This is a genomic window from Aeromicrobium panaciterrae, from assembly GCF_031457275.1.
Lineage (GTDB): Bacteria > Actinomycetota > Actinomycetes > Propionibacteriales > Nocardioidaceae > Aeromicrobium > Aeromicrobium panaciterrae_A.
Genome location: NZ_JAVDWH010000001.1, coordinates 635,318 through 661,674 on the forward strand (window position 1 = coordinate 635,318; position 26,357 = coordinate 661,674).

The 26,357-nt window shown below is 64.4% G+C and carries 31 protein-coding genes and 1 pseudogene; 23 read left to right on the forward strand and 9 right to left on the reverse strand.

The genetic code is table 11. From position 1 onward, the window contains the following. Positions 1-3: 3 nt before the first annotated feature. On the reverse strand, positions 4-1,203 hold the full coding sequence (gene hppD / locus J2X11_RS03140; RefSeq protein ID WP_309966684.1) for a 4-hydroxyphenylpyruvate dioxygenase: 1,200 nt from the start codon (positions 1,201-1,203) through the stop codon (positions 4-6). Between the two features lie 121 nt (positions 1,204-1,324). On the opposite strand from hppD, the gene J2X11_RS03145 reads away from it, so the two are divergent. Next, complete coding sequence (locus J2X11_RS03145) at positions 1,325-1,834, forward strand: Lrp/AsnC family transcriptional regulator (RefSeq protein WP_309966686.1); 510 nt, start codon at positions 1,325-1,327, stop codon at positions 1,832-1,834. Here J2X11_RS03145 and J2X11_RS03150 read toward each other — a convergent pair. Together J2X11_RS03150 and J2X11_RS03155 are read right to left on the reverse strand one after the other, a co-directional pair. Continuing rightward, a complete protein-coding gene (locus tag J2X11_RS03150; protein WP_309966688.1) occupies positions 1,812-2,249 on the reverse strand; it encodes a MarR family winged helix-turn-helix transcriptional regulator in 438 nt (145 codons plus the stop codon). The two genes, J2X11_RS03145 and J2X11_RS03150, sit on opposite strands and share 23 nt — an antisense overlap. A gap of 103 nt (positions 2,250-2,352) precedes the next feature. Continuing rightward, the gene (locus tag J2X11_RS03155) at positions 2,353-3,504 is read right to left on the reverse strand and encodes a pyridoxal phosphate-dependent aminotransferase (protein ID WP_309966690.1); all 1,152 of its coding nucleotides are present in this window, start codon (positions 3,502-3,504) and stop codon (positions 2,353-2,355) included. 40 nt (positions 3,505-3,544) lie between these two features. Between J2X11_RS03155 and J2X11_RS03160 the strand changes: the two genes are divergently transcribed. From J2X11_RS03160 to J2X11_RS03195, 8 genes and pseudogenes are all read left to right on the forward strand, one after another. Further along, positions 3,545-4,711, forward strand: coding sequence for an MFS transporter (locus tag J2X11_RS03160; RefSeq protein WP_309966692.1), 1,167 nt, complete (start codon positions 3,545-3,547; stop codon positions 4,709-4,711). 195 nt (positions 4,712-4,906) lie between these two features. Then, positions 4,907-5,587 carry a class E sortase gene (locus J2X11_RS03165; RefSeq protein WP_309966694.1) on the forward strand — a complete coding sequence of 227 codons (681 nt, stop codon included), beginning with the start codon at positions 4,907-4,909 and terminating at the stop codon, positions 5,585-5,587. A 4-nt stretch (positions 5,588-5,591) separates the two neighbouring features. After that, on the forward strand, positions 5,592-6,236 hold the full coding sequence (gene pyrE / locus J2X11_RS03170) for an orotate phosphoribosyltransferase (protein WP_309966696.1): 645 nt from the start codon (positions 5,592-5,594) through the stop codon (positions 6,234-6,236). Continuing rightward, a complete protein-coding gene (locus J2X11_RS03175; RefSeq protein WP_309966699.1) occupies positions 6,233-6,838 on the forward strand; it encodes a TrmH family RNA methyltransferase in 606 nt (201 codons plus the stop codon). The genes pyrE and J2X11_RS03175 overlap by 4 nt, the downstream gene beginning before the upstream one ends. Then, a complete protein-coding gene (locus J2X11_RS03180) occupies positions 6,831-7,301 on the forward strand; it encodes a GNAT family N-acetyltransferase (RefSeq protein WP_309966702.1) in 471 nt (156 codons plus the stop codon). The genes J2X11_RS03175 and J2X11_RS03180 overlap by 8 nt, the downstream gene beginning before the upstream one ends. 61 nt (positions 7,302-7,362) lie before the next feature. After that, a pseudogene (fbaA, locus tag J2X11_RS03185) lies at positions 7,363-8,385 on the forward strand (class II fructose-bisphosphate aldolase); the annotation flags it as partial. Continuing rightward, positions 8,382-9,026 (forward strand): 5,6-dimethylbenzimidazole synthase, encoded by a 645-nt coding sequence (bluB, locus tag J2X11_RS03190; protein ID WP_309972277.1) that lies wholly within the window; start codon positions 8,382-8,384, stop codon positions 9,024-9,026. The pseudogene fbaA and the gene bluB, both read left to right, overlap by 4 nt. Before the next feature lie 33 nt (positions 9,027-9,059). Beyond that, a complete protein-coding gene (locus J2X11_RS03195; protein ID WP_309966704.1) occupies positions 9,060-9,473 on the forward strand; it encodes a DUF3151 domain-containing protein in 414 nt (137 codons plus the stop codon). Here the strand turns inward: J2X11_RS03195 and J2X11_RS03200 are convergent. Beyond that, positions 9,470-10,357 carry a diacylglycerol/lipid kinase family protein gene (locus J2X11_RS03200; protein ID WP_309966706.1) on the reverse strand — a complete coding sequence of 296 codons (888 nt, stop codon included), beginning with the start codon at positions 10,355-10,357 and terminating at the stop codon, positions 9,470-9,472. The two genes, J2X11_RS03195 and J2X11_RS03200, sit on opposite strands and share 4 nt — an antisense overlap. Positions 10,358-10,369: 12 nt before the next feature. Then, positions 10,370-11,326 (reverse strand): EamA family transporter, encoded by a 957-nt coding sequence (locus tag J2X11_RS03205; protein ID WP_309966708.1) that lies wholly within the window; start codon positions 11,324-11,326, stop codon positions 10,370-10,372. Between the two features lie 39 nt (positions 11,327-11,365). On the opposite strand from J2X11_RS03205, the gene J2X11_RS03210 reads away from it, so the two are divergent. From J2X11_RS03210 to J2X11_RS03230, 5 genes are all read left to right on the forward strand, one after another. Continuing rightward, positions 11,366-11,899, forward strand: a complete 534-nt coding sequence (locus tag J2X11_RS03210; protein WP_309966710.1) for a CGNR zinc finger domain-containing protein — start codon at positions 11,366-11,368, stop codon at positions 11,897-11,899. A 79-nt stretch (positions 11,900-11,978) separates the two neighbouring features. After that, complete coding sequence (locus J2X11_RS03215) at positions 11,979-13,262, forward strand: adenylosuccinate synthase (RefSeq protein WP_309966712.1); 1,284 nt, start codon at positions 11,979-11,981, stop codon at positions 13,260-13,262. Positions 13,263-13,284: 22 nt separating this feature from the next. Then, complete coding sequence (gene purD / locus J2X11_RS03220; protein WP_309966715.1) at positions 13,285-14,541, forward strand: phosphoribosylamine--glycine ligase; 1,257 nt, start codon at positions 13,285-13,287, stop codon at positions 14,539-14,541. Next, a complete protein-coding gene (gene purB / locus J2X11_RS03225; RefSeq protein ID WP_309966717.1) occupies positions 14,538-15,959 on the forward strand; it encodes an adenylosuccinate lyase in 1,422 nt (473 codons plus the stop codon). The genes purD and purB overlap by 4 nt, the downstream gene beginning before the upstream one ends. Before the next feature lie 148 nt (positions 15,960-16,107). Continuing rightward, the gene (locus tag J2X11_RS03230) at positions 16,108-16,971 is read left to right on the forward strand and encodes a phosphoribosylaminoimidazolesuccinocarboxamide synthase (RefSeq protein WP_309966719.1); all 864 of its coding nucleotides are present in this window, start codon (positions 16,108-16,110) and stop codon (positions 16,969-16,971) included. On the opposite strand, the gene J2X11_RS03235 is transcribed toward J2X11_RS03230, so the two are convergent. Beyond that, the gene (locus J2X11_RS03235; RefSeq protein WP_309966721.1) at positions 16,968-17,870 is read right to left on the reverse strand and encodes a serine/threonine-protein kinase; all 903 of its coding nucleotides are present in this window, start codon (positions 17,868-17,870) and stop codon (positions 16,968-16,970) included. The two genes, J2X11_RS03230 and J2X11_RS03235, sit on opposite strands and share 4 nt — an antisense overlap. 22 nt (positions 17,871-17,892) lie before the next feature. On the opposite strand from J2X11_RS03235, the gene J2X11_RS03240 reads away from it, so the two are divergent. The 7 genes from J2X11_RS03240 to J2X11_RS03270 all read left to right on the forward strand — a co-directional run bounded on the left by J2X11_RS03240 (position 17,893) and on the right by J2X11_RS03270 (position 22,988). Further along, complete coding sequence (locus J2X11_RS03240) at positions 17,893-18,441, forward strand: RNA polymerase sigma factor (RefSeq protein WP_309966723.1); 549 nt, start codon at positions 17,893-17,895, stop codon at positions 18,439-18,441. Positions 18,442-18,507: 66 nt separating this feature from the next. After that, positions 18,508-19,179, forward strand: a complete 672-nt coding sequence (locus J2X11_RS03245) for a hypothetical protein (RefSeq protein WP_309966725.1) — start codon at positions 18,508-18,510, stop codon at positions 19,177-19,179. 71 nt (positions 19,180-19,250) lie between these two features. After that, positions 19,251-20,807 carry a long-chain-fatty-acid--CoA ligase gene (locus J2X11_RS03250; protein ID WP_309966726.1) on the forward strand — a complete coding sequence of 519 codons (1,557 nt, stop codon included), beginning with the start codon at positions 19,251-19,253 and terminating at the stop codon, positions 20,805-20,807. A 10-nt stretch (positions 20,808-20,817) separates the two neighbouring features. Further along, entirely contained in the window at positions 20,818-21,333 is a 516-nt protein-coding gene (locus tag J2X11_RS03255; protein WP_309966728.1) for a hypothetical protein, read from the forward strand. A gap of 182 nt (positions 21,334-21,515) precedes the next feature. Further along, on the forward strand, positions 21,516-21,758 hold the full coding sequence (gene purS, locus J2X11_RS03260) for a phosphoribosylformylglycinamidine synthase subunit PurS (protein WP_309966730.1): 243 nt from the start codon (positions 21,516-21,518) through the stop codon (positions 21,756-21,758). Next, positions 21,755-22,426: a phosphoribosylformylglycinamidine synthase subunit PurQ gene (purQ, locus tag J2X11_RS03265; protein WP_309966732.1), complete on the forward strand. Its 672-nt coding sequence runs from the start codon at positions 21,755-21,757 to the stop codon at positions 22,424-22,426. The genes purS and purQ overlap by 4 nt, the downstream gene beginning before the upstream one ends. 25 nt (positions 22,427-22,451) lie before the next feature. Then, positions 22,452-22,988: a hypothetical protein gene (locus J2X11_RS03270; protein ID WP_309966734.1), complete on the forward strand. Its 537-nt coding sequence runs from the start codon at positions 22,452-22,454 to the stop codon at positions 22,986-22,988. A gap of 9 nt (positions 22,989-22,997) precedes the next feature. Here the strand turns inward: J2X11_RS03270 and J2X11_RS03275 are convergent, their stop codons facing one another. Genes J2X11_RS03275 through J2X11_RS03285 form a run of 3 tightly spaced genes read right to left on the reverse strand, consistent with a single transcriptional unit; the run spans position 22,998 to position 25,620 of the window. Further along, positions 22,998-23,543, reverse strand: a complete 546-nt coding sequence (locus tag J2X11_RS03275) for a YdeI/OmpD-associated family protein (protein WP_309966736.1) — start codon at positions 23,541-23,543, stop codon at positions 22,998-23,000. A 14-nt stretch (positions 23,544-23,557) separates the two neighbouring features. Next, a complete protein-coding gene (locus J2X11_RS03280) occupies positions 23,558-24,328 on the reverse strand; it encodes an HD domain-containing protein (RefSeq protein WP_309966739.1) in 771 nt (256 codons plus the stop codon). A gap of 11 nt (positions 24,329-24,339) precedes the next feature. Further along, positions 24,340-25,620 carry an MFS transporter gene (locus J2X11_RS03285; protein WP_309966741.1) on the reverse strand — a complete coding sequence of 427 codons (1,281 nt, stop codon included), beginning with the start codon at positions 25,618-25,620 and terminating at the stop codon, positions 24,340-24,342. Positions 25,621-25,676: 56 nt separating this feature from the next. On the opposite strand from J2X11_RS03285, the gene J2X11_RS03290 reads away from it, so the two are divergent. Together J2X11_RS03290 and J2X11_RS03295 are read left to right on the forward strand one after the other, a co-directional pair. Beyond that, the gene (locus J2X11_RS03290) at positions 25,677-25,895 is read left to right on the forward strand and encodes an SCO4848 family membrane protein (protein ID WP_309966743.1); all 219 of its coding nucleotides are present in this window, start codon (positions 25,677-25,679) and stop codon (positions 25,893-25,895) included. A gap of 14 nt (positions 25,896-25,909) precedes the next feature. Then, positions 25,910-26,188: a GNAT family N-acetyltransferase gene (locus J2X11_RS03295; protein ID WP_309966746.1), complete on the forward strand. Its 279-nt coding sequence runs from the start codon at positions 25,910-25,912 to the stop codon at positions 26,186-26,188. Positions 26,189-26,357 lie beyond the last annotated feature (169 nt).

Genomic DNA, 26,357 nt, shown 5'->3' on the forward strand with positions numbered 1-26,357 from the left:
TCCCTAGAAGTTGCCGCGCTTGGCCTGTTCGCGTTCGATCGCTTCGAACAGCGCCTGGAAGTTGCCTTTGCCGAAGCCTAGTGACCCATGGCGCTCGATGAGCTCGAAGAACACCGTCGGGCGGTCACCGATCGGCTTGGTGAAGATCTGCAGCAGGTAGCCGTCCTCGTCGCGGTCGACCAGGATGCCGCGCTTCTGCAGCTCTTCGATCGGCACCCGCACCTCGCCGATCCGGGCACGCAGCGCTGGATCCGTGTAGTACGAATCGGGGGTGTCGAGGAACTCGATACCGGCGGCGCGCAGGCGATCGACGGTCTCGAGGATGTTGTTGGTCGCGAGTGCGAGGTGCTGGGCGCCAGGCCCGCGATAGAACTCGAGGTACTCGTCGATCTGTGACTTCTTCTTGCCAATCGCCGGCTCGTTGAGCGGGAACTTCACTCGATGGTTGCCGCTGGCAACGACTTTGCTCATCAGGGCGCTGTACTCCGTCGCGATGTCATCGCCGACGAACTCGGCCATGTTGGTGAAGCCCATGATGCGGTTGTAGAAGTCGACCCACTCGTCCATGTGGCCGATCTCGACGTTGCCGACGACGTGGTCGAGAGCCTGGAAGATCCGCTTCGGTGCATCGTCTGCGCGGACCAGAGTGGAGCGGCGCTCGACATAGCCCGGCAGGTAGGGACCGTCGTACTTGCTGCGGTCCACCAGCGTATGGCGGGTGTCGCCGTACGCAGCGATGGCGCCGATGCGGACGGTGCCGTGCTCATCGGTCATGTCGTGCGGTTCTTCGAGGATCTTTGCTCCCTCAGCGCGCGCATGCTCGATGCAGACGTCGACGTCGGGGACCTCGAGGGCGATGTCGGTGATGCCGTCGCCGTGGATGCGGTGGTGGTCGAGCACGAAGCTGTCGGGATCGACGCCGCCCTTGAAGACGAAGCGAACTGCGCCGCTCTCCAGGACGAAGGCGTGGTGGTCGCGGTTGCCCGTCTCGGGGCCGGAGTAGGCGACGAGGTCCATGCCGAAGGCGGACATGAAGAAGTGGGCGGACTGCGTTGCGTTGCCAACTGCCCAGACGACGGCATCCCAACCGGTGACGGGGAACGGGTCGGACTTGGTGTCGTACTCCACCAATCCGACGAGCTGCTTCAACTGGTCGAGGTCGAGCTCGGCGAGGCGTTCGGAGTCGGTCAGATCGATGGTCATGCCCCTAGGTCACCCCACTTGGTACACGATGGGCAAGCGAGCCAGTCAGAGGTGGTCAGGTATGACACTTGAGCGGAGTAGCCTGATCAGTAAGTAGGCAATCTGACTAGGAGTTAGCAACGTGGATCAACTCGATGTAGCGCTTGTCGAAGCCATGCGTGAGAACCCTCGTGTTGGAGATCTCGAGCTCTCCCGGATCGCCCGGGTCGCACGAGCCACCGTCCAGTCACGGCTCTCCAAGATGGAGGCCGCCGGGATCATCACCGGCTATGGCCCGGACATCGATCTGATTGCCGCCGGCCATCCCGTCGTCGCGTTCGTGACTCTTGAGATCGCGCAGGGCTCACTCGATGCTGTCACCGAGGAGCTCGAGTCGTTGCCCAACGTCCTCGATGCGTACGTCACCAGTGGCACTGCCGATGTCGTCTGCAAGATCGCCGCCACTTCGCATGAAGATCTCCAGGCAGTCCTGCTGCACATCAGCCAGTCCGGGACGGTCGTCCGATCGACCAGCGTCATCGTCCTGTCGGAATTGGTGAAGCCACGCGTCCTGCCGATGCTCCGCAAGGGAGCGACGGGAAGCCCATCCCGAGCCCCGGCCTACCGGGTCACGCGTCAAGCGAAGCGTTGAATTGATTGAGGTAGCCGACGAATACCTCGAGATCCTTGGGGGACCAGTCGGCAAGCCGTTCGGTGAAGTCGGATCGGCGATCCTGCACTAGGGCGTCCACTCGGGCCTTGCCCTCCGCTGTGAGGCGCAGGATCTGCGCCCGACCGTCGGAAGCATCAGGTCTTCGGGAGACGAGGCCGAGGCTCTCCAGGTGAGCAATCTGACGACTGACGGTCCCCTTGTCGGCGCCCGTGATGGTGGAGACGGCCTGCGCACGCATGCTGCCGCACTGCCAGATGAGGAACAACACCGAATAGGCGGGGACCGAGAGCTGCGGGTCGATGCGATGCGCGCTTTCGAGAGTCATACGGCGAACGCGAGCGACGATCGTGAGGACTTCTCGCTCGATTCGCTCGAGCGATTCCTGCTTGAACATGATCCAGCCCTCTCGAGCTGGTCAAGGGGGTTCCAGCCGCATCGAGCACTCTCTCGCTGAACAGGTCGCGAGCACAACATGCTCAGCCGTTCGTCCCTCGAGGTCAGAGTAGTCCCTTGAGTCGCTCGAGCGCCTCGGCGATGACCTCGGGCTTCTTGCAGAAGGCCCACCGTACGAGCGGTGCTCCCGCTTCGGCGTCGTCGTAGAACACCTGGTGAGGGATCGCGACTACGCCGGCGACCTCGGGCAGGGCGCGACAGAACTCCATGCCGTCGGTGAAGCCGAGTGGACGGATGTCGGTCGTCGCGAAGTATGTGCCCTCGGGAACGAAGACCTCGAACCCGAGATCGGCGAGGCCAGTGCAGAGCAGATCGCGCTGCTTCTGCATCTGCGTGACGAACGACGAGAAGTACGCGTCATCGAACCGGAGTGCCTCGGCGATTGCGGGCTGCAACGCAGAGCCGGACGTGTATGTCAGGAACTGCTTCACGCCGATCGTCGCCGAGACGAGCGAGGACGGACCGGTAGCCCAGCCGATTTTCCAGCCGGTGAGCGAGAAGCTCTTGCCGCCGCTCGAGATAGTCAGAGTTCGTTCGCGCATGCCCGGCAGAGTGGCGATCGGAATGTGGGGGACACCAAACGTCAGGTGCTCGTAGACCTCGTCACTGATCACCACGAGGTCGTGCTCTTGCGCGACCGCAGCAACGGCCTCGAGTTCTTCGCGTGTCAGCACAGTGCCGGTCGGATTGTGCGGAGTATTGAGCAGGATCGCCGTCGTACGAGTGGACACCGCCGCTCGCAGCTCATCGATCGGCAAGCGGAAGTCAGGTGCCCGCAGCGTCACGGGCTTCCGTACGCCACCGGCCATCTGGATCACCGCAACGTACGAGTCGTAGTAGGGCTCGAGGACGATGACCTCGTCGCCTGGATCGACGAGTCCGAGGATCGCTGAGGCGATGGCTTCGGTTGCGCCAGTCGTCACACCGACCTCAGTGTCTGGATCGATCGTCAGCCCATAGAACCGCTGCTGATGAGCGGCAATGGCGAGACGCAGCTCGGGCACGCCGATGCCTGGCGCGTACTGATTGCGACCAGATCGCATCGCATCGGCCGCAGCATCGATGATCGACGCCGGACCGTCGGTGTCCGGGAATCCTTGGCCGAGGTTGATCGAACCGGTGCGAACGGCGAGCGCGCTCATCTCGGCAAAGATCGTGGTGCCGAGCCCGGCGATGCGGGCGCTCGAGGTCTTCATGGCTCCCGACACTAGACCCGCCAGCACCTACGATGACGCGGTGACTCAACCACTGACACGTACGCGCGTTGCCGTCGCTGCGGGCTTCTTCTTGCAGGGCTTGGTGTTCGCCGCGATCGTGACCCAGACCCCGCGCATCAAAGACAAGTTCGGCATCGACGACGGAGCGCTGACCGGCATCCTCGTGCTGGTCGCGGTCGTGTCAGGGGTGGGTTCGGTCATCGCCGGCATGATCGCCGAGCGCCGTACGAGCGCTGTCGCCTTCAAGCTGGCCCTCGCCACCATCGGCCTCGGAGCGCTGCTGGTCGGCCTGGCCCCGAACCTCGGACTGTTGCTCGCCGCCTTCGTGATCTACGGACTCGGTGTTGGTGGAGTCGACGCTGGAATGAACATGCAGGGCGTACGCGTGCAGAAGGCGTACGGCCGCAGCATCATGGCCAACTTCCACGGCATGTGGTCGGTCGGAGGTATCACGGGTGCGCTGTACGCATCGGGCGTCGCCGAGATTGACGTGCCGCTCGCGATCTCGCTGGTGATCGTGGCCGTCGTGGTCTGGCTAGTCGTGGTCTGGGCATCGCCTGCGTTCATCGAAGCTCAGGAGCATGAGGCCGGACTCTCGGCCAAGGGACTCGACCTGCCGTGGCGTCCGATCCTGATCTTCGGGCTCGTCGTACTCCTCTTCTATGCGGCCGACACCGGCATCCTCACCTGGAGCAGCGTGTACCTCGAGGACGCGCTCGACGCGTCGAAGACTGTGGCTCCGCTCGCGTACGGCGCCTATCAAGCGGGCGCACTGTTCTCACGTTTCGGTGGTGACTTCCTCGTACGTCGCATCGGCGCTCCGTCGGTTGTGGCGATCGGTACGACGGTGGGAATCGTTGGATTGGTCACCGTTGTGTCGGCGGCTGCGCCGGCCATGGCGATCGCCGGATTCTTCATCGCGGGCCTCGGTCTCGCGATCTTGGCGCCTCTGGCATTTGCCGCACTTGCGGGTGCCGTACCGGCCACCGCACTCGATGTCGCGATCGCCCGAATGAACATCGCCAACTACCTCGGAGCCATCCTTGGAGGGGGCCTGATCGGTGCTGCCGCAACGGCCGATCACCTGCGTTGGGCGTTCGTGATTCCGCTCGTTCTCATCCCGATTGTGCTGCTGACCGCGAGGAGTTTCCGGACAGCCGATCCAGATTCCGTCGAAGCGGTCTAAGACTGGCGAAATTGCCTGTAAAACCGCATAAAGTCGCCCCACCGTTCTCGGGGGGTGAAACGGTGGGGCGACAACAGGCGCCAACGGCCACAAGCGCATTGACCCTGCTGAACAAATGCTACGCGAACGCTGCGAACGCGTCTGAGGTTTTGGGGAAATTAACTAGCCCAGAATCAAGATGCGAGAATTGCACCCATGACAACGACTGTGACCCCGAAGAGCCCGGAACGAACCCCCGGGCAAAAGATTGCTCGGGCAGTCGGAATTCTGCTGATTCTCGCCGGCCTGAGCATGCTGGCGTACATCGCGTGGCAGTACTACGGCACCAACATCGTGTCGAAGCACAAGCAGGAGGAAGTCAAACAACAGATTGCCGAAGACTGGGGCAAGGGCCTCGACAGCGACGCCATCGGGCTGCTGCGTGTCCCACGGTTCGGCGACACGTACGAGAAGCCGATCGTCAAGGGATTCGGCGACGACGACCTGGCGCGCGGCGTTGGTTGGGACACCAAGAGCGCCCGGCCGGGCCAGATCGGCAACTTCGCCATTGCCGGCCACCGGGTGACGCACGGCGAGGTGTTCTCGAAGTTCCCCAAGCTCAAGAAGGGTGACCTCGTGTATGTCGAGACGCGCACCGACATCTTCACCTACAAACTTCGCAACGGCGGCAAGAGCATCACGGTCGACTTCACCGAGGGTTGGCCGCTGCAGCGCGTGCCTGCACCGGGTGCGGCAGGTGAGAGGCCGACCAAGGCCGTCATCACGATGCTGACCTGCTCGGAGCTGTTCCACACGCGCAACCGCAATGTGGTCATCGGAGACCTGATCAAGACGGTCCACAAAGACAACGCGGCTCCGGCGCCGGCGACCGAGTAAGAGGATGCACGACTACCAGCGCGAGTTCATCGAGTTCGCCCTCGACCATGAGGTACTCAGGTTCGGCGAGTTCACCCTGAAGTCGGGGCGTACGTCGCCGTACTTCTTCAACGCCGGGCTGTTCAACACCGGCGAGCGACTTGCGGAGCTGGGCCGCTTCTATGCGGCAGCGATCGTCGACAGCGGCGTCGAGTTCGACGTGCTGCTCGGGCCGGCATACAAAGGCATCCCCATCGCGTCGGCCGCCGCCGTACAACTCGCGGTGCAGCACGGCCGCGATGTGCCGTGGTGCTTCAACCGCAAGGAAGCCAAGGATCACGGCGAGGGCGGTCTCGTCGTCGGTTCGCCGCTCGAGGGCCGGGTGCTCGTCGTCGATGACGTCATCACCGCCGGTACGGCGATCCGCGAAGTCATGGAGCTGGTCGACACCGCCGGCGCGCAGGTCGCGGGCATCATCGTCGCCGTCGATCGACAGGAGCGCGGCAAGGGCGAGCTGTCGGCGATCCAAGAGGTCGAGCGAGACTTCGGCGTTGCGGTCACCGCGATCGTCACGCTGGGCCAGATCATCGAGTATGTCGAGGAGACCGGCCGACACAGCGAGCACCTCGACGCTGTGCGCGCCTACCGCGACGAGTACGGCGTCGCGTGACAGAGCCCGACCTGCCTGGCGTTGGACCGTGGGAGGGCGAGTGGCCGGTCGGCGATCACTTCGATGCTGAGCTGCTGCGCGACGGTGACCGCCGCAACGTCATCGACCGCTACCGCTACTGGTCGCTCGAGTCGATCGTCGCCGACCTCGACCTGCGTCGCCATCCGTTCCACGTCGCGATCGAGAACTGGCAGCACGACTTCAACATTGGATCGATTGTGCGTACGGCCAACGCGTTCGCTGCCGCCGAAGTGCACATCATCGGCAAGCGGCGCTGGAACCGTCGCGGCGCGATGGTGACGGACCGCTACCAGCACGTGCGCTATCACGACACCGTCGACGACTTCAGCGCTTGGGCGAGCGAAGCCGGTCTCGCCGTGATCGGCATCGACAACGTCGACGACTCAGAACCGATCGAGACCGCGAACCTCCCGCGCGAATGCGTCCTGGTGTTTGGACAGGAGGGCCCGGGGCTCAGCGACGAGGCTCGCAAGGCCTGCGAACGTACGTTGTCGATCGCGCAGTTCGGTTCGACCCGCTCGATCAACGCTGGCGCAGCGGCCGCGATCGCGATGCACGCCTGGATTCGGGCTCATGTCTGACGCTGTGTCGCTCGATCTTGTCGACCCGGGGTCTGCTGAGGCCAGGGAAGCCGTCGCTGCGTACCTTCTCGAGCTCGACCAACGGTTCGAAGAGGGCTTCGACCCGTCCGAAGCCGCTGGCGATGAGGAAAAGTTCGGCGGAGATCATGGTGTGTTCCTCGTTGCGATCCTCGACGGCAAGGTCGTCGGCTGCGGTGGATTGACGACCATCGGCGAAGGCGTCGCTGAGATCAAACGGATGTGGGTCGCCAAGGACGCACGCGGTCGTGGACTGGCAGGTCGGATACGGCGGCGTCTCGAAGAGCTCGCAGTCGAGCTCGGGCACGACGTCGTACGACTCGACACCAACCGGGCGCTGACCAATGCGATCGAGATGTACCGGGCGGCTGGCTACGCCGACATTGAGCGCTACAACGACAACCCTTACGCAGACTTCTGGTTCGAGAAGCGCCTGACTTCCTAGGTGACTCGCTGGTAGGAAAAGCAACTGGGATACTGAAGTCTCCAACGCCACCACAGGAGTACGAATGCCCGTCGCGACCCCCGAGATCTACGCCGAGATGCTCGACAAGGCCAAGCGCGAGTCGTTCGCGTATCCCGCCATCAACGTCTCTTCCTCGCAGACGCTGCACGCAGCACTCCAGGGCTTCGCCGAGGCTGGCAGCGACGGCATCGTCCAGGTCTCGACCGGTGGCGCCGAGTACATCTCCGGCCCGACGATCAAGAACATGGTCACCGGTTCGATCGCCTTCGCGAAGTTCGCTGAAGAGGTCGCCGCGAGCTACCCCATCAACGTGGCTCTTCACACCGACCACTGCCCCAAGGACAAGCTCGACGGATTCGTACGTCCGCTGCTCGAGCTCTCGACCGAGCGCGTGAAGTCCGGCGGACTGCCCTACTTCCAGTCGCACATGTGGGACGGCTCGGCGATCGAGATGGACGAGAACCTGCAGATCGCGGTTGAGCTTCTCGCGAAGGCGAAGGCGGCCAACGTCATCCTCGAGGTAGAGATCGGCGCCGTGGGTGGCGAAGAAGACGGTGTCACAGGCGCGATCGACGAGACGCTCTACACAACTCCCGAGGACGCACTCGCGACTGCAGCGGCTCTGGGTGTTGGCGAGAACGGCCGCTACATGACGGCCCTGACGTTCGGCAACGTGCACGGCTCCTACAAGCCGGGCAACGTCAAGCTGCGTCCGGAGATTCTGAAGGCTGCCCAAGAGGTCGTCGGCAAGAAGTACGGCGTCGACAAGCCCTTCGACCTCGTGTTCCACGGCGGCTCGGGTTCAACGCCTGAGGAGATCTCGGCCTCCGTTGACTACGGCGTCATCAAGATGAACGTCGACACCGACACCCAGTACGCCTTCACCCGCCCGGTTGCCGCGCACATGTTCGCCAACTATGACGGTGTTCTCAAGGTCGACGGTGAGATCGGTAACAAGAAGGTCTACGACCCGCGTGCCTGGGGCAAGGCTGCCGAGGCTGGCATGGCAGCGCGTGTTGCTGAAGCCTGCGAGAACCTGCGTTCGGCTGGCACCAAGCTCTGACCGAGCACGCGTACGACAACGCGGACCGGGAGGCGGTCTACCGAGTCATCGCAGAGCGCCGCGACATGAGGCACTTTGCCGGCGGTGCGGTCGACGAGGACGTGCTCGCCCGCCTGCTGTCGGCTGCCCACCAAGCGCCGAGCGTAGGCCTGATGCAGCCGTGGCGCATCGTCCGCGTCACCGATCTCGCACTGCGGCATGCCCTCCACGACCACGTCGAGGTCGAGCGTGGGCGTACCGCCGACGCGATGGGGGAGCGTGCGGACGAGTTCATGCGGCTCAAGGTCCAGGGCATCCTCGACTGCGCGGAGGTGCTGGTCGTGGCTCTCGGCGACGATCGCGAGCGGCACATTTTCGGGCGGCGAACGATGCCGCACATGGATCTCGCGTCGGTGTCCTGCGCGATCCAGAACCTCTGGCTTGCGGCTCGCGCCGAAGGCATCGGTATGGGGTGGGTGTCGATGTTCGTCCCGGAGGTCGTGGCCGAGCTGATCGGTGCACCCGAGGGCGCCGAACCCGTCGCGATCCTGTGCCTCGGCCCGGTCGAGGAGTTCTATCCCCGGCCGATGCTCGAGCAGGAGAAATGGACATCCGTACGCCCGCTGGACGAGCTGCTCGCTGACAACTCGTGGCCACGCTGAACCGGCTCAGGGGGAACTGGCTAGTCTGCCGACATGACGAACCTCTTCGGTGAACCGCCCGAGACCTTGTTGCCCGAAGACCCCGGCGCTGCCTCTCTGGCTGCTGGCGACAACCCCAAGAACGTGGCTGCTCTGCACCCTGAGTCGGCAGACGCGTGGATCACGCTGGCCGAGCTGGCGCTGGCCGAAGGCCTCGACCTCGAGGGCTACGCCTTTGCGCGTACCGGCTACCACCGTTCGCTCGACCTTCTCCGCCGCAATGGCTGGAAGGGTCACGGCCCGCTTCCCTGGGCACACCTTCCCAACCGTCCATTCCTGCGCTCGCTCGCCGCGCTGGCGGATGCGTCTGAGCGTTTCGGCGATGCCGGCGAGGCGCAGCGGTGCCGCGAGTTCCTTCACGAGTCGAGCAAAGAAGCGTACGAAGAGCTCGTCGCTCCGAAGGCCTAGCGCCACATCCGGATGGCGCCCGGTTCGATGCGCCATGAGTGTTCGGCGGCTGGCTCGGTGAGTTCGCCGTCGCTGGTGCAGGGGAGTGGATCGCCGACGACGGTTACCGAGGTCCCCTGGCGATAGATGACGTCGTCGTGCTCGTGCTGATCGCCAGTACGCAGCTTCCACGCGTACGCGATGCGGCGATGGCGACGCCCGGCGTACGTGACCATCAGGTCGATCAGACCATCGGACGGATCGGCTTCGGGCAGCAGAGCGGCGCCGCCGCCGACGAATCGGCCGTTGCCGACGGCAAGCTGGATGACTCGGCCGCGCGGGAAGGCTGCGTCGCCATCGATCGTGATGGCGAGATCGGCACCTGGAGTCGCCAGGCCCTTGACGCTCGCGATCGCGGCCCCGACCGCATAACCGACTGGCCCGAGGAACTTCTTGATCGGCCGGGCCACGATCGCGGCTTCGGCACCTACTCCGATATGCGCGACGTTCACGACAACCTCGTCGTTGCCGTCGATGATCAGGTCGATCGTCTCGATGTGGTTGGCGACGATGACTTCTGCCGCGAGGTCCGGTTCATCAGGCAACCCGAGGGTCGCGGCGAAGTCGTTGCCTGTGCCGAGCGGGATCAAGCCCACGATCACCGAGCTCAGGCGACCAGCGGTACGAAGTGCCGCGATGACGGCGTGCAGGCTGCCATCGCCGCCAAGCACGACGACTCCGTGGAGGTCGGGATGCGCGGCAAGCGCGTCGTCCAGCTCCTCAGGCGTCGACGTCGTCACGAGCTCGACCTCGTACGTCTTGCGAAGGCTTGCGACTGCGACCTCGACAGATTCGTCGTCGGAGCTGCCGGCGGAGGCGTTCGCAATCGCGAGGAGAGTCTGCATCAGACCCCGAGCCTAGAGCGGTAGTGGTTGCTCTTTCGGTTCACCGAGCTTGACGAAGACAACTCCGGCGAGGATCAGTGCGCCGCCGAGCAGCTGGATCGCGCGGGGCGATTCGTCGAGCAGCAGCCACGCAAACACGACGCTGGCGACAGCTTCGCCGAGGCCAACGAATGCGGCGAGCCGCGAACCGAGGCGTCGAGTCGCGGCGATGCCGAGCACGTACGCGATGGCAGCGGTGATCACGCCGAGCCCGATCACCGGAAGCCACCAGGGCAATTGAGTGTCGGCGAGAACCACGTCGGCATCGGACGTGCCGAGCGGGACGATCCCGATGCCACCGGCCAGAAGTAGAACGACGCCGCCGACGACGAGGCCGCCCGCAGCCAACACGATTCCGGGCAGTCCGTTGTCTTCGTCCGCGGAGATGATCCAGTAGAACGCGGCTCCGGCCATGGCCAGCAGCGCCCACGTCACGCCGAGCGCATCGACGTCAGCGCCGGACAACAGATCGAGGACGAGCACGAGCCCGCCCAAGGCCGTGAGCGCACCGACGACGGTGAGTCGGGTGGGTCGCTGGGAATGCCGCAGCCACAGCCAGACGATCACGGCGACCGGTGACGTGAACTCGATGAGGATCGCGACGCCGACTTCCATCCGGTCAACCGCGTTGAAGTACGCGAGTTGGCAACCCGCAACGGCGATCACTCCGTACGCGACGAGAAGCCCGGCGTTCTGACGCAGCAAACTCCACCGACCTCGCAACGAGATCGCGGCAGGGATCACCAAAACAGCAGCGGCGATCAGGACTCGAGCGGTCACCGCCGAACCAGCGGTCCATCCTGCTTCGATCAGCGCTTTGGCAAATGGGCCCGAGAGGGCGAAGGACATCGCAGACAAGACGGCAAGCGTCAGCCCGGCGCGAAGACGCGAAGCCGGCACCGAAGCAATGTCATGGGTCAACGACGTCATGGCACATGACATTACGGTTCAGGGATGTAAGGTGTCAATATGGCGTTCACCCATGACACCGAAGCGGCACTGGTGGCAGCAGTCGAACTGGTCAACTCCGCTGAGTCGCCCGAGACCATGACGACCACGGACGATCTCGCGGACTTCTTCGTGAGGCACGGCTACACCGGAACGTTGCTCGGCAACGACGGCGAGCTCGAGGCCGTACGAGCCCTGCGTCCTGGGTTGCGAGCGCTCCTGACGAGCTCGCGTGACGACGCCGTACCTATCGTGAATCGCATCTTGGCCGACGCCGAAGCGGTTCCCCAGCTCGTACGGCACGGCGCCGTCGACTGGCACCTGCACGCGACCGAGGACGATCGCCCGCTGCACACCCGAATGGTGGTCGAGACGGCGATGGCGATGATCGACGCGATCCGTGCCGATGAGCTGTCCCGCTTCGGAATCTGCGCGGCCGATGACTGCGAAGCGCTGGTCCTCGACCTCTCGCGCAACCGTTCCCGGCGGTTTTGCAGCACGACCTGCGGCAACCGCGAAGCGGTCGCGGCATACCGCGCTCGCCAGTCGCAGTGAAGGCGCCCAACCGCTAGACTGCACCAGTAAGAGCCCCGTGAGACCGGGGCTTGTCGCATGTCGAGGGTGGTGCAATTCCATGCCTGCAGTGGTGATCGTCGGGGCCCAGTGGGGCGACGAAGGCAAGGGCAAGGCGACAGACCTGCTCGGTAGCCGCGTCGACTACGTCGTGAAGTTCAACGGTGGCAACAACGCCGGACACACGGTCGTGATCGGCGATCAGAAGTACGCCCTCCACCTGCTGCCCAGCGGCATCCTGAGCCCCGGGTGCGTTCCGGTCATCGGCAACGGCGTTGTCGTCGACCTCGAAGTGCTGTTCCACGAGATCGACGGCCTGGAGGAGCGCGGCATTGACACCTCGCGCCTGGTCATCAGCTCCAACGCCCACGTCATCGCCGACTACAACCGGACGCTCGACAAGGTCAACGAGCGCTTCCTCGGCAGCCGCAAGATTGGTACGACGGGTCGCGGCATCGGTCCCACGTACGCCGACAAGATGAACCGACTCGGCATCCGCATCCAGGACCTCTTCGACGAGAAGATCCTGCGCGAGAAGGTCGAGGCCGCACTCGAGCTCAAGAACCAGATCCTCACCAAGGTCTACAACCGTCGCGCTGTTGAAGCCGAAGAGATCGTCGAGGAGTTGCTGTCATACGTCGACAGGCTCCGCCCGATGGTCGCCGACACAGCCCTCGTTCTGCACCAGGCACTGGCCGAGGGCAAGACCGTGCTGCTCGAAGCAGGTCAGGCGACGCTGCTCGACGTCGACCACGGCACCTACCCGTTCGTGACCTCCTCGTCCGCGACGACCGGTGGTGCGTGCACCGGCTCCGGTATCGCGCCGACGGAGATCACTCGCGTCATCGGCATCATCAAGGCGTACGCAACCCGCGTTGGCGAAGGGCCCTTCCCGACCGAGCTGTTCGACGACGACGGTGAGCAGCTGCGCAAGAACGGCGCCGAGTTCGGCACCACGACAGGTCGCCCGCGACGCTGTGGTTGGTACGACGCTCCGATCGCTCGCTATGCGGCGCGGATCAACGGCGTGACCGACTTTGTGCTGACCAAGCTCGACGTGCTGACCGGCTGGGACCAGATCCCGGTGTGCGTCGCGTACGACGTGGATGGCGAGCGGGTCGACGAGATGCCGATGACGCAGACCGGCTTCCACCACGCCAAGCCGATCTACGAGTACTACCCCGGTTGGACCGAGGACATCTCTGAAGCTCGCACGTTCGAAGACCTTCCGAAGACGGCGCAGGAATACGTGCTCGCCCTCGAAGGTATGTCGGGATCGCGTATCTCGACGATCGGTGTCGGACCCGATCGTGAGCAGACGATCGTGCGACACGACCTCCTCTGACGAGCGCCGATAGGGTCGACACGTGAAGACACTCGTCATCGGCACAGGCGGCCGCGAGCACGCACTCGCTCTTTCGCTCTCACGTGATCCACAGGTCACCGAGGTTCACGCGGCTCCCGGCAATCCGGGTATTGCCGCGTTCGCGACGCTGCACGATGTCGACCAGCTCGACGGTGCCGCAGTTGCGGCGCTCGCGCAGTCGCTCGACATCGACCTCGTGATCGTCGGACCTGAGGCGCCACTCGTCGCGGGTGTCGCGGACGCCGTACGTTCAGTCGGCATCGCGTGCTTCGGACCAAGCGCCGCAGCTGCCCAGCTCGAAGGCTCCAAGGCATTCGCCAAGCAGGTCATGGCTGCCGCCGAGGTGCCGACCGCGATGGCGCACGTGTGCGACACCCCCGAACAGGCCGCAGCCGCACTCGACGCTTTCGGTCCGCCGTATGTCGTCAAGGACGACGCGCTGGCGGCCGGCAAGGGTGTTGTTGTCACCGACGACCGTCAGGCCGCGCTCGACCATGCAGCAGCATGTGGTCGAGTCGTGATCGAGGAGTACCTCGACGGACCCGAGGTCTCCCTGTTCGCCATCACCGATGGTGAAACCGTCCTCCCACTTCAGGCCGCGCAGGACTTCAAACGCGCGCTCGACGGTGACGAAGGACCCAACACCGGCGGCATGGGCGCCTACACCCCGCTCGACTGGGCGCCAGACGATCTGGTCGCCGAGGTGTCGCGTCGTGTTCTGGTGCCCACGGTTCAAGAGATGGCTCGTCGAGGCACGCCTTTCCAGGGGCTCCTCTACGCAGGCCTCGCGCTGACCAGCCGCGGCACCCGCGTCATCGAGTTCAACGCCCGGTTCGGCGATCCGGAGACCCAGGCGTTGCTCGCTGTCCTCAAGACTCCGTTGTCCGCCCTGCTCAACGGCGCTGCGACCGGCACGCTCGGCGAGGTCGGTATGCCGCAGTGGCACAAGGAATCAGCCGTCACGATCGTGATGGCCGCCGAGGGCTACCCCGAGTCGCCCCGCAGCGGCGACGAGATCACCGGTATTGAGGCGGCAGACGCGATCGACGGTGTCGATGTGATTCACGCAGGAACCGCGCTGATCGGTGGCGAGCTGGTGACCTCTGGCGGCCGTGTTCTGTCGGTCACCGCAACTGGCAGCACCCTCAACGAAGCGCGCGAGCGTGCGTACGCCGGCGTGGCCGAGATCAGCTTCGACGGCGCCCACGCCCGTACGGATATCGCCCTTGCAGCAGCGGATGGGACAATAGAGGCGTGACCACACCCAACGTTCTGGCCAGCCGATACGCATCGCCGGAGCTTGCGCGCATCTGGTCACCCGAACACAAGATCGTCCTTGAGCGTCGCCTGTGGATCGCCGTCCTGACGGCTCAGAAGGATCTTGGCGTTGAGACCCCGGATGGCGTCATCGAGGCGTACGAATCGGTCATCGACCAGGTCAACCTCGCGTCGATCGCCGACCGCGAAAAAGTCACCCGCCACGACGTCAAGGCTCGCATCGAGGAGTTCGCCGCGCTGGCGGGCACCGAGCACATCCACAAGGGCATGACCTCGCGCGATCTCACTGAGAACGTCGAGCAGCTGCAGATCCGAGCCTCGCTCGAGCTCGTACGCGATCGTGGCGTTGCCACGTTGGCTCGTCTCGGACGCCTCGCCACCGAGCACGCTGAGCTGGTGATGGCTGGCCGCAGTCACAACGTGGCAGCCCAGGCGACAACGCTTGGCAAGCGCTTCGCAACGATCGCCGATGAGCTGCTCGTCGCGATGGAGCGACTCGATGACCTGATCGCTCGCTACCCGCTTCGCGGCATCAAAGGCCCAGTCGGCACGGCTCAGGACCAGCTCGATCTGCTGGGCGGTGACGAAGCCAAGCTCGCAGAGCTGGAGCAGCGCGTTGCCCGTCACCTCGGCTTCGACAAGGTCCTCACCAGCGTCGGCCAGGTCTACCCACGCTCGCTCGACTACGACGTCGTCACCGCGCTGGTCCAGCTGGTCGCCGCTCCCTCCAACCTCGCCACCACCATCAGGTTGATGGCCGGCAACGAGATCGTGACCGAGGGCTTCAAGCCCGGCCAGGTCGGCTCGAGCGCCATGCCGCACAAGATGAACACCCGCTCGTGTGAGCGCGTCAACGGCCTCGCCGTGATCCTTCGTGGCTATGCGTCGATGGTGGGCGAGCTCGCCGGCGACCAGTGGAACGAAGGCGACGTTTCGTGCTCAGTCGTACGCCGGGTCGCACTGCCTGACGCGTTCTATGCCGCCGACGGATTGTTCGAGACGTTCCTGACTGTGCTCGACGAGTTCGGCACCTTCCCTGCGGTCATCCAGCGTGAGCTCGACCGCTACCTGCCGTTCCTCGCGTCGACCAAGGTCCTCATGGCCGCCGTACGCAATGGTCGCGGTCGCGAGTCTGCCTACGACGCCGTCAAGCAGCACGCGGTCGCCGTAGCCCTCGAAATGCGTGAGAAGGGTGCTGCAGAGAACGATCTGTTCGCGCGCCTGGCTGCTGATGAGCGTCTTGGCCTGTCGGAGTCCGACCTCGCGTCGCTGGTCGCCTCGCCGATCGACTTCACGGGCGCAGCCGTCAGTCAGACTGCTGCAGTCACCCAGCGCATCGAAGAACTGGTTGCGGCCCATCCCGAGGCAGCTGCGTACGCGCCCGGCTCCATTCTGTGAGCGAACCTGACCCGAGGCACCGCTACATCGGCTTGGTCGTGGCGGTCGTCGTCGTGATCGCGTCCGTGCTCTATCACGTCGACTTCTGGAACGAATTCAACAACTGAGCACCTCCGCACGTTGCGAGTGCCGCCGATAGGCTGAGCCCGTGCCCATTGAGATCCCCGGAACCCGCCACATCCACTCGGGCAAGGTGCGCGATCTGTACGACACCGGCGACGGCAATCTGCTGATGGTGGCGTCGGACCGGATCTCGGCATTCGACTTCGTTCTCGAGCCCGGCATCCCCGACAAAGGTGAGCTGCTCACGCGTATGTCGCTGTGGTGGTTCGACCAGCTCGAGGACATCGTTCCGAATCACATGATCTCGACCGAGGTCCCGGAGAACGTACGCGGACGTGCCGTGATCTGCGAGAAGCTCGACATGTTCCCGGTCGAATGTGTCGTCCGCGGCTACCTCACCGGCTCCGGACTCATCGACTACAACGCGACCGGTGAAGTGTGCGGCGTCCCGCTTCCCGCTGGTCTGGTCGATGGTGACCGTTTGCCCGAGCCGATCTTCACGCCGGCGACCAAGGCCGAGATGGGCGAGCACGATGAGAACGTCTCGTTCGAGGCTGTCGTGGACACGATCGGTCTCGAGACCGCCAACGCCCTGCGTGATCTGACCCTGCAGGTCTACTCGCGCGCCGAGGGAGTCGCGCGTGAGCGCGGGATCATCCTTGCCGACACCAAGCTGGAGTTCGGGGCACGGGCCGATGGCACGATCGTGCTCGCCGATGAGGTCCTCACCCCCGACTCGTCACGCTTCTGGCCTGCCGACGAGTGGCAGCCGGGTCGGACGCAGCCGTCATACGACAAGCAGTTCGTACGCAACTGGCTGCTGTCACCCGAGAGCGGCTGGGACAAGGCCAGCAACACCCAGCCCCCGGACCTGCCAGCCGACATCGTCGCCAAGACTCGCGAGCGCTACGTCCAGGCGTACGAACAGCTCACCGGGCTTGCCTTCTAACGCAGCAGGAACCAGGTCGCTGCTGCTGAGGCTCCGAAGATCACCATCGCCAGCGTGGTCAGGACTGCGGGCGAAATCTGACGCCTGAGGCGTTTGACGTCCTTGGCCTTCGTACCAGCCGCAACCTGCTCCAGCGCATCGGCAAAGGCAGCGGCGGACACGGGCCGATCCGCAGGGCGGGTGGCGAGAGCCGATGCGAGAACGCGATCGAGTGCGCGCGAGCCTGCGCCATCGAGCCGAGGAGGCCGCGTATCGGGCGTACGCTTGAGCAGCGATCCAGGATCGCTGACGTTGAACGGCTGCTTGCCGGACAGCAGCTCGTACGTGACCGCGCCGAGCGCGTAGACGTCAGAGCGCGCGTCGACGGCTTCGCCACGAGCTTGCTCGGGCGCCATGTACGCCGGGGTACCGGTCGTGACGGTGACTCCGCTCGCCTCGGCAAGCCGTTTCGCACTTCCGAGGTCAGCTACGAGCACGCGCTCGCCTTCGCCGACGAGCAGGTTGGTGGGCTTGATGTCGCGGTGAAGAACGCCGGCGTCGTGAAGGACTTGAACGGCTCGCGCAGAATCGACAGCCAGTTTCAGTGCCTGTTCGGTCGGCACAGGGGTCTTGACTCGATCGGCGACAGTGCCGCCGTCGATGAAGTCCATGACGAAGTAGGGACGCTCCTCATGAGTGCCGATGTCGTAGACCCGAATGACGCGCGGGCTGTCGATCTTGCGCAGCAAGCGAGCCTCCGAGAGGAATCGTTCGCGTACGTCAGCGTGGTGCGCCCAGTTTTCGGCGAGGATCTTGACCGCGACCGGGATTTCGAGCTCCGGGTCGAAGCCGCGCCAGACCATGGCAAAGGCACCGAAACCTTGCACCCCATCAAGGCGGTAGCGCCCTATTTGTTTCATAGGGCTTCAGTATGGTCGATGCATGCGGGAGGACGAGCAGCTGATCGAACTGGCGCGCTCAGGCGACGCCTGGGCGATGGAGGAATTGCTCACCCAGATACGGCCGAGGGTCGTCAGCCGATGCGCTCGACTCCTTCCTCACACGCTCGATGCTGAGGAAGCCGCACAGGACGCGTTGCTGTCCATCGCGACGCATCTCAAGGACTACAACGGCAGCGGCTCGTTCGAGGGTTGGGTAACGGTGATTGCCTCCAACTCTGCTCGCCAGACCTACCGGGCGCTCAAGCGCAGGTTCGCCGAACGGGCGGTGAGCGAGCTCCCCAACGCGCCAGATCCGCGTACCACCAGCGTGATCGCCGGCAGCCGCATCGACTTGCTCGACGCGATCGAGGCGCTCGAGCTGGCGCATCCCGAGACCGCCGAGGCCTTCGTACTGCGTGACGTCGGATCGATGTCGTACGACGAGATCGCCGAGCTGACCCAGTCGCCATTGGGCACGGTGAAGGCGCGCATCCACACTGCGAGAGGATTCGTACGTGGAAAGTTGGGGGTCGATGTCGACAACTTTTGAGTTGCGACGTGCATCTCTGTTCATGACGAACGCTCCATGGGGAGCACCAAGAAGCAGGAGATTGTCATGAAGCAGCAAGTCGCGGCCGCAATTCTGGCGGCCAGCATGGTCGGTGGCGTCGGCACAGGTGTTGTGGCTCATCAGCTGAACTCTGACGACCCCAAAGCGTCGCCGACTGCGACTCCGTCCACCACTGCCACCAAGCCGAAGCCGGCCAAGACCAAGCCCGCACCGGTCAAGACGACCGCGGCGCCGCTGCCAGCTGCGCTGCTGCCCCTCACCTCGCTGAAGATCCTGGCCGGCCAGGTCGGCCCGGTGAAGGTCGGCATGACCAAGGCCCAGGCGTTCGCGACGGGATACCTCAACCAAGACGTCCCGCGGACTGCCTGCGGAACGGTCGACAAGCTCGCGTGGAAGGACGCCTACAAGGCAACTCTCGACATCTACACACTGGATGATGGTGAGGTCTCGTCGATCGGTGTGAGCAATCCGGGTCCGTCGACGCTGTCGGGGCTCCAGGTCGGAAGCACCTTCAAGGCGGTCAAGGACGTACTCGGTCCCGAGCATGCGCCGGAAGAAATGGGCTACGGCCAGACCGGCATGATCATCAACCAGGGCGACAGCTGGATCGGGTTCCTGTTCAACGCGGCGCCCGATGCAGTCACGGACGCGACACCGGTGTCGTTCATCGAGGTCACTCGCGGCAACCCGCCGGGCCTGATGCGCGACGGCTGCTGACCCGATAGCCCTCCTCAGGGGTGCGTTCGGGCGGCTATGGTGAAGTCCCCGTCACACCTGAGGAGCGCATCGTGGGCAACCTGGCCACCCTTCTGGAGAAGTCCGCCACCGAATATCCCGACCGCACGGCGATCGTGTTCGGTGACACCCGGCTGACGTACGCGCAGGTCAACGGCGCCGCCAATCAGGTCGCCAACCTGTTGGTGTCGCGTGGGATCAAGCCCGGCGACAAGGTCGCACTCTCGTGCGCCAACCTCCCGTACTTCAGCACGATCTACTACGGCATCCTCAAGGCCGGTGCGACCGTGGTGCCGCTCAACATCCTGCTCAAGGGTCGCGAGGTCGCGTACCACCTGAACGACAGCAACGCGAAGGCCTACTTCGCGTTCGAGGGCACGCCTGACCTGCCGATCGGCGACGCAGCATGGGAGGGCTTTCAGGCGACTGACTCGTGCACCGAGTTCTTCCTGATCAAGCTCGACTCCGCACAGCCGGCACCGCTGAGCCCGCCGGAGTTCTTCTCGCCGCTAGTCGCTGAGCAGCCTCCGACCTTCGACACCGTCGAGACGGATGACGACGACACCGCCGTCATCCTCTACACATCCGGTACGACGGGTCAGCCCAAGGGCGCCGAGCTCCGCCACCGCAACATGCGCGACAACGCGCTGATGGGAGCCGAACTCTTCGGTGCCAATGCGTCGAGCCCCGACACCTATCTCTGCGTGCTGCCGCTGTTCCACTCATTCGGCCAGACCGTGATCCAGAACGGCGGCTTCGCGTACGGCGGCACGGTCGTCATGCTCCCGCGTTTCGATGCTCAGGCCGCGCTTGGCCTGATGCTGAAGGAGAAGGTGTCGTTCTTCGCTGGCGTGCCGACGATGTACTGGGGACTGCTCGCCGCTCTCGACGAGAGCGTCGACGTGAAGCAGTTGGCTGAGAACCTCCGCGTTGCCGTTGCCGGTGGCGCGGCATTGCCGGTAGACATCCACAAGCAGTTCCAGGAGCGTTTCGGCGTCACGATCCTCGAGGGCTACGGCCTTTCGGAGACGTCGCCGGTGGCGTCGTTCTCGCGTTTCGGTCAGGAGCCGCGCGTCGGTTCGATCGGTCTGCCGATCCCGGGTGTCGAGATGAAGCTGATCAACGACGACTGGACCGATGTCGAGGACGGCCCCGACGCCGTCGGCGAGATCGCGATCAAGGGTCACAACATCATGAAGGGCTACTACGCCCGACCCGACGCGACCGATGAAGCGATCAAGGACGGCTGGTTCCGCTCGGGCGACCTCGCCAAGAAGGATGAGGACGGTTTCTACTACATCGTCGACCGTTCGAAGGACATGATCATTCGTGGCGGATTCAACGTCTACCCGCGAGAGCTCGAAGAGATCCTGATGGAGCACCCGGCCGTGTCGTTGGTGGCCGTCATTGGTGTCCCGCACGACTCGCACGGCGAAGAGATCAAGGCGTACGTCGTCAAGAACAAGGACCACGACGATGTGTCCGAGGCTGACCTGGTGGCATGGGGCAAGGAGCAGTTCGCGGCGTACAAATACCCCCGCGAGGTCGTCTTCATCGACGAGCTGCCCATGACGTCGACCGGCAAGATCCTCAAGCGCGAGCTCAGCTGATCCCGTACCAGTGACAGACAGCGGCACCTTCCACATCAACCCGGACACCGGGCGCCCAAACGAGTGCCCGGATCCGTTGAACTGCAAGTTCGGCGGCGACGACTTCCACTACGCCTCCAAGCATGATGCCGAGGTTGCGTGGAAGGCGCGCCAGCTCGAGCGCGGGATCATCGCGTACCGCTCGGTGATGCAGAAGCAGGAACAGAAGGAAGAGGAGCAGACGCTCGCTGCCCTCCGCAAAAAGGCCCAGGGCAGCGCCAAGAAGGTGTCCTGGGGTGTGCTCCGCTCGCTGGCGGTGAAGAACCTGTCGAAGTACCTCGTCAACTTGACCGGTTTGGTCGTCTCCTACATCGTCGTCTCGGGTCGCTGGCTGTCCGACGACTGGGCTCGTCGGTTGATTCCGATCATCGCGACGGTGACCTTGGTCGGGTTCTCGATCTGGTTCGGTATCCGGATCTACAAGGGCAGTCGCAAGACCGTGCGTGTGGTGAAGAAGAAGCGCCAGGCGCGCAAGGTCACGCGCTGACCTGTCACAGGGCGTGTCTCCCCATTCACCGCCGGCTCGCGCGGCCCCGCATCCCGTCTGACGGCGTTATCCTCCTTCGCCGCACAACCCCGTTGCGCCTCAGTCGTCTGCCTTGCCAGCCGAGCGCGGATGCCACGCTCCCTCTCGGCGGCCAATGGAGAGACACGCCCTAGACTGGGGCCATGCCCCGCGTCATCGTTGATGTCATGCCCAAGCCCGAGATCCTCGACCCGCAGGGCAAGGCGGTGCACGGCGCTCTGCCGCGTCTCGGCTTTGCCGCGGTGACCGACGTACGCCAGGGCAAGCGCTTTGAGCTCGAGGTTGCCGCTGCTGATGAAGCCACGCTCGCAGAGGTCCACAAGATCGCCGAGACGCTGCTCTCCAACCCGGTGATCGAGGACTACGCAGTGCGGGTGGCCGAGTGAAGATCGGCGTCGTCACCTTCCCGGGATCGCTCGACGACACTGACGCGCAGCGGGCCGTCACGATTGCCGGTGGCGAAGCCGTAGCCCTCTGGCACGGCGACCACGACCTCAAAGGCGTCGACGCCGTCATCCTGCCCGGCGGATTCTCGTACGGCGACTACCTCCGCTGTGGAGCGATCGCACGCTTCGCGCCGGTGATGACTGAGGTCATCGCTGCAGCAAACGGCGGTATGCCGGTGCTCGGCATCTGCAACGGCTTCCAGATCCTGTGCGAGTCACACCTGCTCCCCGGCGCGCTGATCCGAAACGATCACCGCCACTTCATCTGCCGCGATCAGACACTCAAGGTCGAGAACGTCGATACGTCGTGGACCTCCGACCTGAGCGTCGGCCAGGAGATCGTCATCCCGCTCAAAAACGGGGAGGGCGGATTCGTCGCCGACGCTGAGACTGTCGCACGCCTTGAAGGCGAGGGTCGTGTGGTCTTCCGCTACGTCGACGTGAACCCCAACGGCTCGGTCAACGACATTGCCGGCATCACGAATGAGCGCGGCAACGTCGTCGGTCTCATGCCGCACCCTGAGCATGCAGTTGAAGAACTGACCGGTCCGGGCGTCGACGGGCTCGGCCTCTTCACCTCAGCTCTGAAGTCACTGACCTCTGCCTGATCGTTCGAGGCGTTAGTGTCCTGCCATGCGCCGCGTTGGAATTGCCGCCGGGATACTCGCCCTCGTTGTTCTCAGCGGCTGCGGTGGTGACAGCGACTCAGCCAAGCCCAGCGAGTCCCCATCCGCGACGGCAGCCACGCCCAGCCCCGCACCTGAGATTGCTGACACCTACGTTCCAGCCGACGGTGACCCGAAGACCCACATCCTGCATGTGACCATCCGCGATGTTGGAGGCGTCGAGACGTACGAAGCCACCGCGAAGGGTTGTGTACCGCTCAACCCGCCGCACACGACTCAGTTGGTGGTCTCCGGTCCGACCTCCAAGTTCGATTACACGCCACTCAAAGAGGCGTACATTCCAGCAACTGCCGAACCCGTCAATGGCGCATGCGAGGCGAAGTTGACCATCAAAGTTCGCTACGCGCCCAGGTACTCGTTGGGGATTGCGTTGGAAGGCCAGGGGATTGCCACCGGCGACGAGCCACCCCCGGCGTGGATCACTACGCGAGGCAGCTCGCAAGAGGTGACTGTCGTGTCCCAGGTGGTCACAACTTTGCGTTGAGACCCTCCGTCACGGCGACAGCTTGCTGACTTCGCGGTCGAGGATCTTGGCTCGGCCTTCTGAGGTTCGCGCTTTGAGCAGTTGCAGGATGATCGCGTAGCGCTCCGTCCTTCCCAGCGCTTCGAACGCTGCTTTCGCTTTCGGATTGCCTTCGAGCGCAGCCACCAGATCGGGTGGTGGCTCGGCGTTCGCTTGCGACTCGTACGCAGCGTCCCATCGACCATCCGCTTTGGCCTTCTCGACCTCAGCAATGCCGCCGGGTCGCATCCGCCCGTCCGCTGTCAGAGCCTCGACCTTCTGCACGTTGACCTGGGACCACGAGCTGGTGGGCCGGCGCGGGCAGTAGCGCTGAAGGAACGACACCTCGTCGTTCGACCGTCGCTGGCCGTCAATCCACCCGTGTGTCAGCGCGACGTCGAGGGCATCCGAGATGGAGATCGTCTGGAGGCCGGAGTTCTTCTTGGCGATTCGCAGCCATGCCTCGGTGTGGTCTTCCCGGTTCTGTTCGAGCCAGGCTGACCACGCGTCAGCGTCGGGAAAGTCGAGGACGTCCACGCGAGACCTGACTTCTAGAGGGGACGGTGGGGTGCCAGTTGGATCAGCTGATTGAAGCCGCAGCGATGGAGCTGCGCAAACCGGCCCAGAGGTACGGCCTTGGACTCGGCTGCGACGAGGGCTTTGAACGCTTTCGCGGCGCCGGCTCGCGGGTAGGCCTCGATCACGTCGGTGCGGAACTTCTTCGACAGGTCAGGGGCGCGGAGGCCGATCAGGTCATAGGCCGCGCCAGCCCCTACGTACACGCCGAGCGCGCCGTCCTTCTCAACGGTGGCTCCGGCCGTGGGGTGAACGGTGATCGCGTCGCCGACCATGTCGCTTCTGGCGGCATCGACCCCTGCTTCGCTGGCGCAGCGTGCGGCGCGCTCTGCGCTGCGGATCGCAAAGTCTTGGCCCTTCACGACCGAGTCGACGCCATGGTCGTGGAGCAAGCTGCTGACATAGAACAGCTCGGGATCGAGCTCGACCTTGTCGAGGGCCGCCAGGCCACTGCCAAACACCCAAGTCCGGTAGCCATGCCCGATCACGGCGCTGCTCTGCTCGAGCGCTGCCTCTTCGGCCTGTCGGGCGAAGACGCTGTCGGGCGGAGTGAACGCGGAGGCCTCGAGCGCTTTCGCTGCTGCCGAGGTGCGTCCCGTGAGGAGTTTGAGCCTCCCAGCAACGTACTCGCCCTGGCCTTTGATGATTTCGCGAAGCAACCCGCGACGTTCGGACTTGGTCATGGCGCCCTGCGTGCGGATGGTCCATGCGAGGCCGCCGAGGCGTTCCGGATCAGGTTGGGACATGCGTCATGGTTTCACATGGGGACGGGTACGAGGTCGTCTCTGTTGGACTGGCGCTTCTTGCTCGAGCCGAGCATCCACGAGAGCACCGCGGCAATCACGCACAGTCCAGCGCCGCTGATCCAGGCCAGCGTGTAGCTGCCCGTCTGGTCGCGGATGACGCCTGCACCCAGAGCAGCAGCTGCGGCTCCGAGCTGGTGCGCGGCAAACACCCAGCCGAACACGATCGTGCCCTGCTCGCCGAAGTACTCACGGCAGAGTGCAACGGTCGGAGGTACGGTCGCGACCCAGTCGAGTCCGTAGATCACCACGAACATGACGATGCTCGGCCGCACGCTCTGCGACAACAGCACCGGGAGAAGGAGGAGGCCGACGCCGCGGAACAAGTAATAGCCAGCGAGCAGCAGCCGCGGGTCGTAGCGGTCGGTGAACCAACCGGATGCGATCGTGCCGACGATGTCGAAGATGCCGACAACGGCGAGCAGGCCAGCCGCGGTCGTCGTGGACATGCCGTGGTCGTGGGCACCGGGAATGAAGTGGATGCCGACGAGGCCGTTCGTCGTGGCCCCGCAGATCGCGAAGGCCAGAGCGAGAGCCCAGAACGCCCGCGTACGTGATGCCTCGCGCAGGGCATCGATTGCGCGCTGTGCCGAACCGCCGGTCTCGCGAACGGGTGGCACCCAATCAGCTGGCGCACCGTACGGAGCGAGCTTGCGGTCTTCAGGGAAGTCGCCGATGAAGCGAATGACGAGGGGTACGACGGCCAGCGCCGATCCAGCGATCACGAGCGATGCCGTACGCCAGCCAACGTGGTTGGCGAGAGCGGCGACGATCGGCAGGAAGACGAGCTGTCCCGTCGCACCTCCAGCCGTGAGCACTCCCATGACCAAGCCGCGACGCTCGACGAACCAGCGGTTGGCGATCGTCGCGGCGAAGACCATCGCCATCGATCCGGTGCCGAGGCCGATCAGCACACCCCAGGTGATGAGGAGCTGGAAGGACTCGGTCATGAAGACGGTCAGGCCGCTGCCCAGGGCCACCATGATCAGCGCGACGGTGGTGACTTTGCGGATACCGAACTTGTCCATGAGCGCTGCCGCGAAGGGAGCCGTGAGGCCGTACAGCAGGAGGTTGATGCTCACCGCGAGCGACATGACGCTGGTCGACCAGCCGAACTCGTCGTGCAGCGGTACGAACAGCGCTCCGGGTGCGGCGCGGAATCCGGCGGCACCAATCAGCGCAAGGAACGCCGCAGCCGCGACGAACCAGGCTGGGTGGATCCGCTGACGCGTCATGAAGTGATTCAACCCTGCGGGGACTGCATATGTTCCAGTGCGGAAGGATTGGCACCATGGATCTCCCCCTCGCCTGGTCGATGCTTCTGATTGCCTCCGCTGTCTGGAGCATCATCATCTGGCCGCCGTTCCTGCGCCGCGTTCTCAAGGATGAGCGCTCTCGCGACGCTGACGGCAAGGCCACGACGTTCCTGCGGGTCCACGTGATTCTGATCAGCATCTCGCTGAGCCTCGCGGCTGCGGTTGGCGTGCTTGGAATCCTCACGCTCGTTTGAGCGTTGAACCAGCCATGAGCAACAGCGTCGAGTTCAATGCCCAAGAGCATCAATACGAGATCCATGTCGATGGCACCTTCGCGGGGTTCACCAAGGCATTCGTCAGCGGTGACGTCGTGACGTTCCCGCACACCGAGATCCTCGATGAGTTCGAAGGCCAGGGACTGGCGAGCCAGCTCGTCACCGGCGCGCTCGACGACGTACGCGCGAAGGGCAAGAAGGTCATCGCCACGTGCCCGTACGTGTCTCGATTCATCGAGAAGCACGCCGAATACGCCGATCTCCTCGCCTGAGAGTCGCGTCACGTACGGCCTCAGAATTCGTTGGTGAAGGCGCCTCACTGGTAGTATGTGAATACGTGAACACGCTGTTGAAAGCGTTGTTCTGCCCGGCGAAGTAGCGCGATCCCGCGCGAAATGGACTTTCGGGCAATCTTTCCGAAACGTCTGTGAGTACTTCTCT

What these genes read in the sequence shown, in the direction of transcription:
- J2X11_RS03205 (WP_309966708.1), bottom strand. Translation starts at nt 11,326, where the DNA reads ATGACGTCGTTGACCCATGACATTGCTTCGGTGCCGGCTTCGCGTCTT.
- J2X11_RS03165 (WP_309966694.1), top strand. Translation starts at nt 4,907, where the DNA reads ATGACAACGACTGTGACCCCGAAGAGCCCGGAACGAACCCCCGGGCAA.
- J2X11_RS03285 (WP_309966741.1), bottom strand. Translation starts at nt 25,620, where the DNA reads ATGACGCGTCAGCGGATCCACCCAGCCTGGTTCGTCGCGGCTGCGGCG.
- J2X11_RS03215 (WP_309966712.1), top strand. Translation starts at nt 11,979, where the DNA reads ATGCCTGCAGTGGTGATCGTCGGGGCCCAGTGGGGCGACGAAGGCAAG.
- J2X11_RS03295 (WP_309966746.1), top strand. Translation starts at nt 25,910, where the DNA reads ATGAGCAACAGCGTCGAGTTCAATGCCCAAGAGCATCAATACGAGATC.
- J2X11_RS03210 (WP_309966710.1), top strand. Translation starts at nt 11,366, where the DNA reads ATGGCGTTCACCCATGACACCGAAGCGGCACTGGTGGCAGCAGTCGAA.
- pyrE (WP_309966696.1), top strand. Translation starts at nt 5,592, where the DNA reads ATGCACGACTACCAGCGCGAGTTCATCGAGTTCGCCCTCGACCATGAG.
- J2X11_RS03150 (WP_309966688.1), bottom strand. Translation starts at nt 2,249, where the DNA reads ATGTTCAAGCAGGAATCGCTCGAGCGAATCGAGCGAGAAGTCCTCACG.
- hppD (WP_309966684.1), bottom strand. Translation starts at nt 1,203, where the DNA reads ATGACCATCGATCTGACCGACTCCGAACGCCTCGCCGAGCTCGACCTC.
- J2X11_RS03235 (WP_309966721.1), bottom strand. Translation starts at nt 17,870, where the DNA reads ATGAAACAAATAGGGCGCTACCGCCTTGATGGGGTGCAAGGTTTCGGT.
- J2X11_RS03240 (WP_309966723.1), top strand. Translation starts at nt 17,893, where the DNA reads ATGCGGGAGGACGAGCAGCTGATCGAACTGGCGCGCTCAGGCGACGCC.
- J2X11_RS03280 (WP_309966739.1), bottom strand. Translation starts at nt 24,328, where the DNA reads ATGTCCCAACCTGATCCGGAACGCCTCGGCGGCCTCGCATGGACCATC.
- J2X11_RS03245 (WP_309966725.1), top strand. Translation starts at nt 18,508, where the DNA reads ATGAAGCAGCAAGTCGCGGCCGCAATTCTGGCGGCCAGCATGGTCGGT.
- J2X11_RS03270 (WP_309966734.1), top strand. Translation starts at nt 22,452, where the DNA reads ATGCGCCGCGTTGGAATTGCCGCCGGGATACTCGCCCTCGTTGTTCTC.
- purS (WP_309966730.1), top strand. Translation starts at nt 21,516, where the DNA reads ATGCCCCGCGTCATCGTTGATGTCATGCCCAAGCCCGAGATCCTCGAC.
- J2X11_RS03290 (WP_309966743.1), top strand. Translation starts at nt 25,677, where the DNA reads ATGGATCTCCCCCTCGCCTGGTCGATGCTTCTGATTGCCTCCGCTGTC.
- J2X11_RS03180 (WP_309966702.1), top strand. Translation starts at nt 6,831, where the DNA reads ATGTCTGACGCTGTGTCGCTCGATCTTGTCGACCCGGGGTCTGCTGAG.
- J2X11_RS03195 (WP_309966704.1), top strand. Translation starts at nt 9,060, where the DNA reads ATGACGAACCTCTTCGGTGAACCGCCCGAGACCTTGTTGCCCGAAGAC.
- J2X11_RS03155 (WP_309966690.1), bottom strand. Translation starts at nt 3,504, where the DNA reads ATGAAGACCTCGAGCGCCCGCATCGCCGGGCTCGGCACCACGATCTTT.
- J2X11_RS03200 (WP_309966706.1), bottom strand. Translation starts at nt 10,357, where the DNA reads ATGCAGACTCTCCTCGCGATTGCGAACGCCTCCGCCGGCAGCTCCGAC.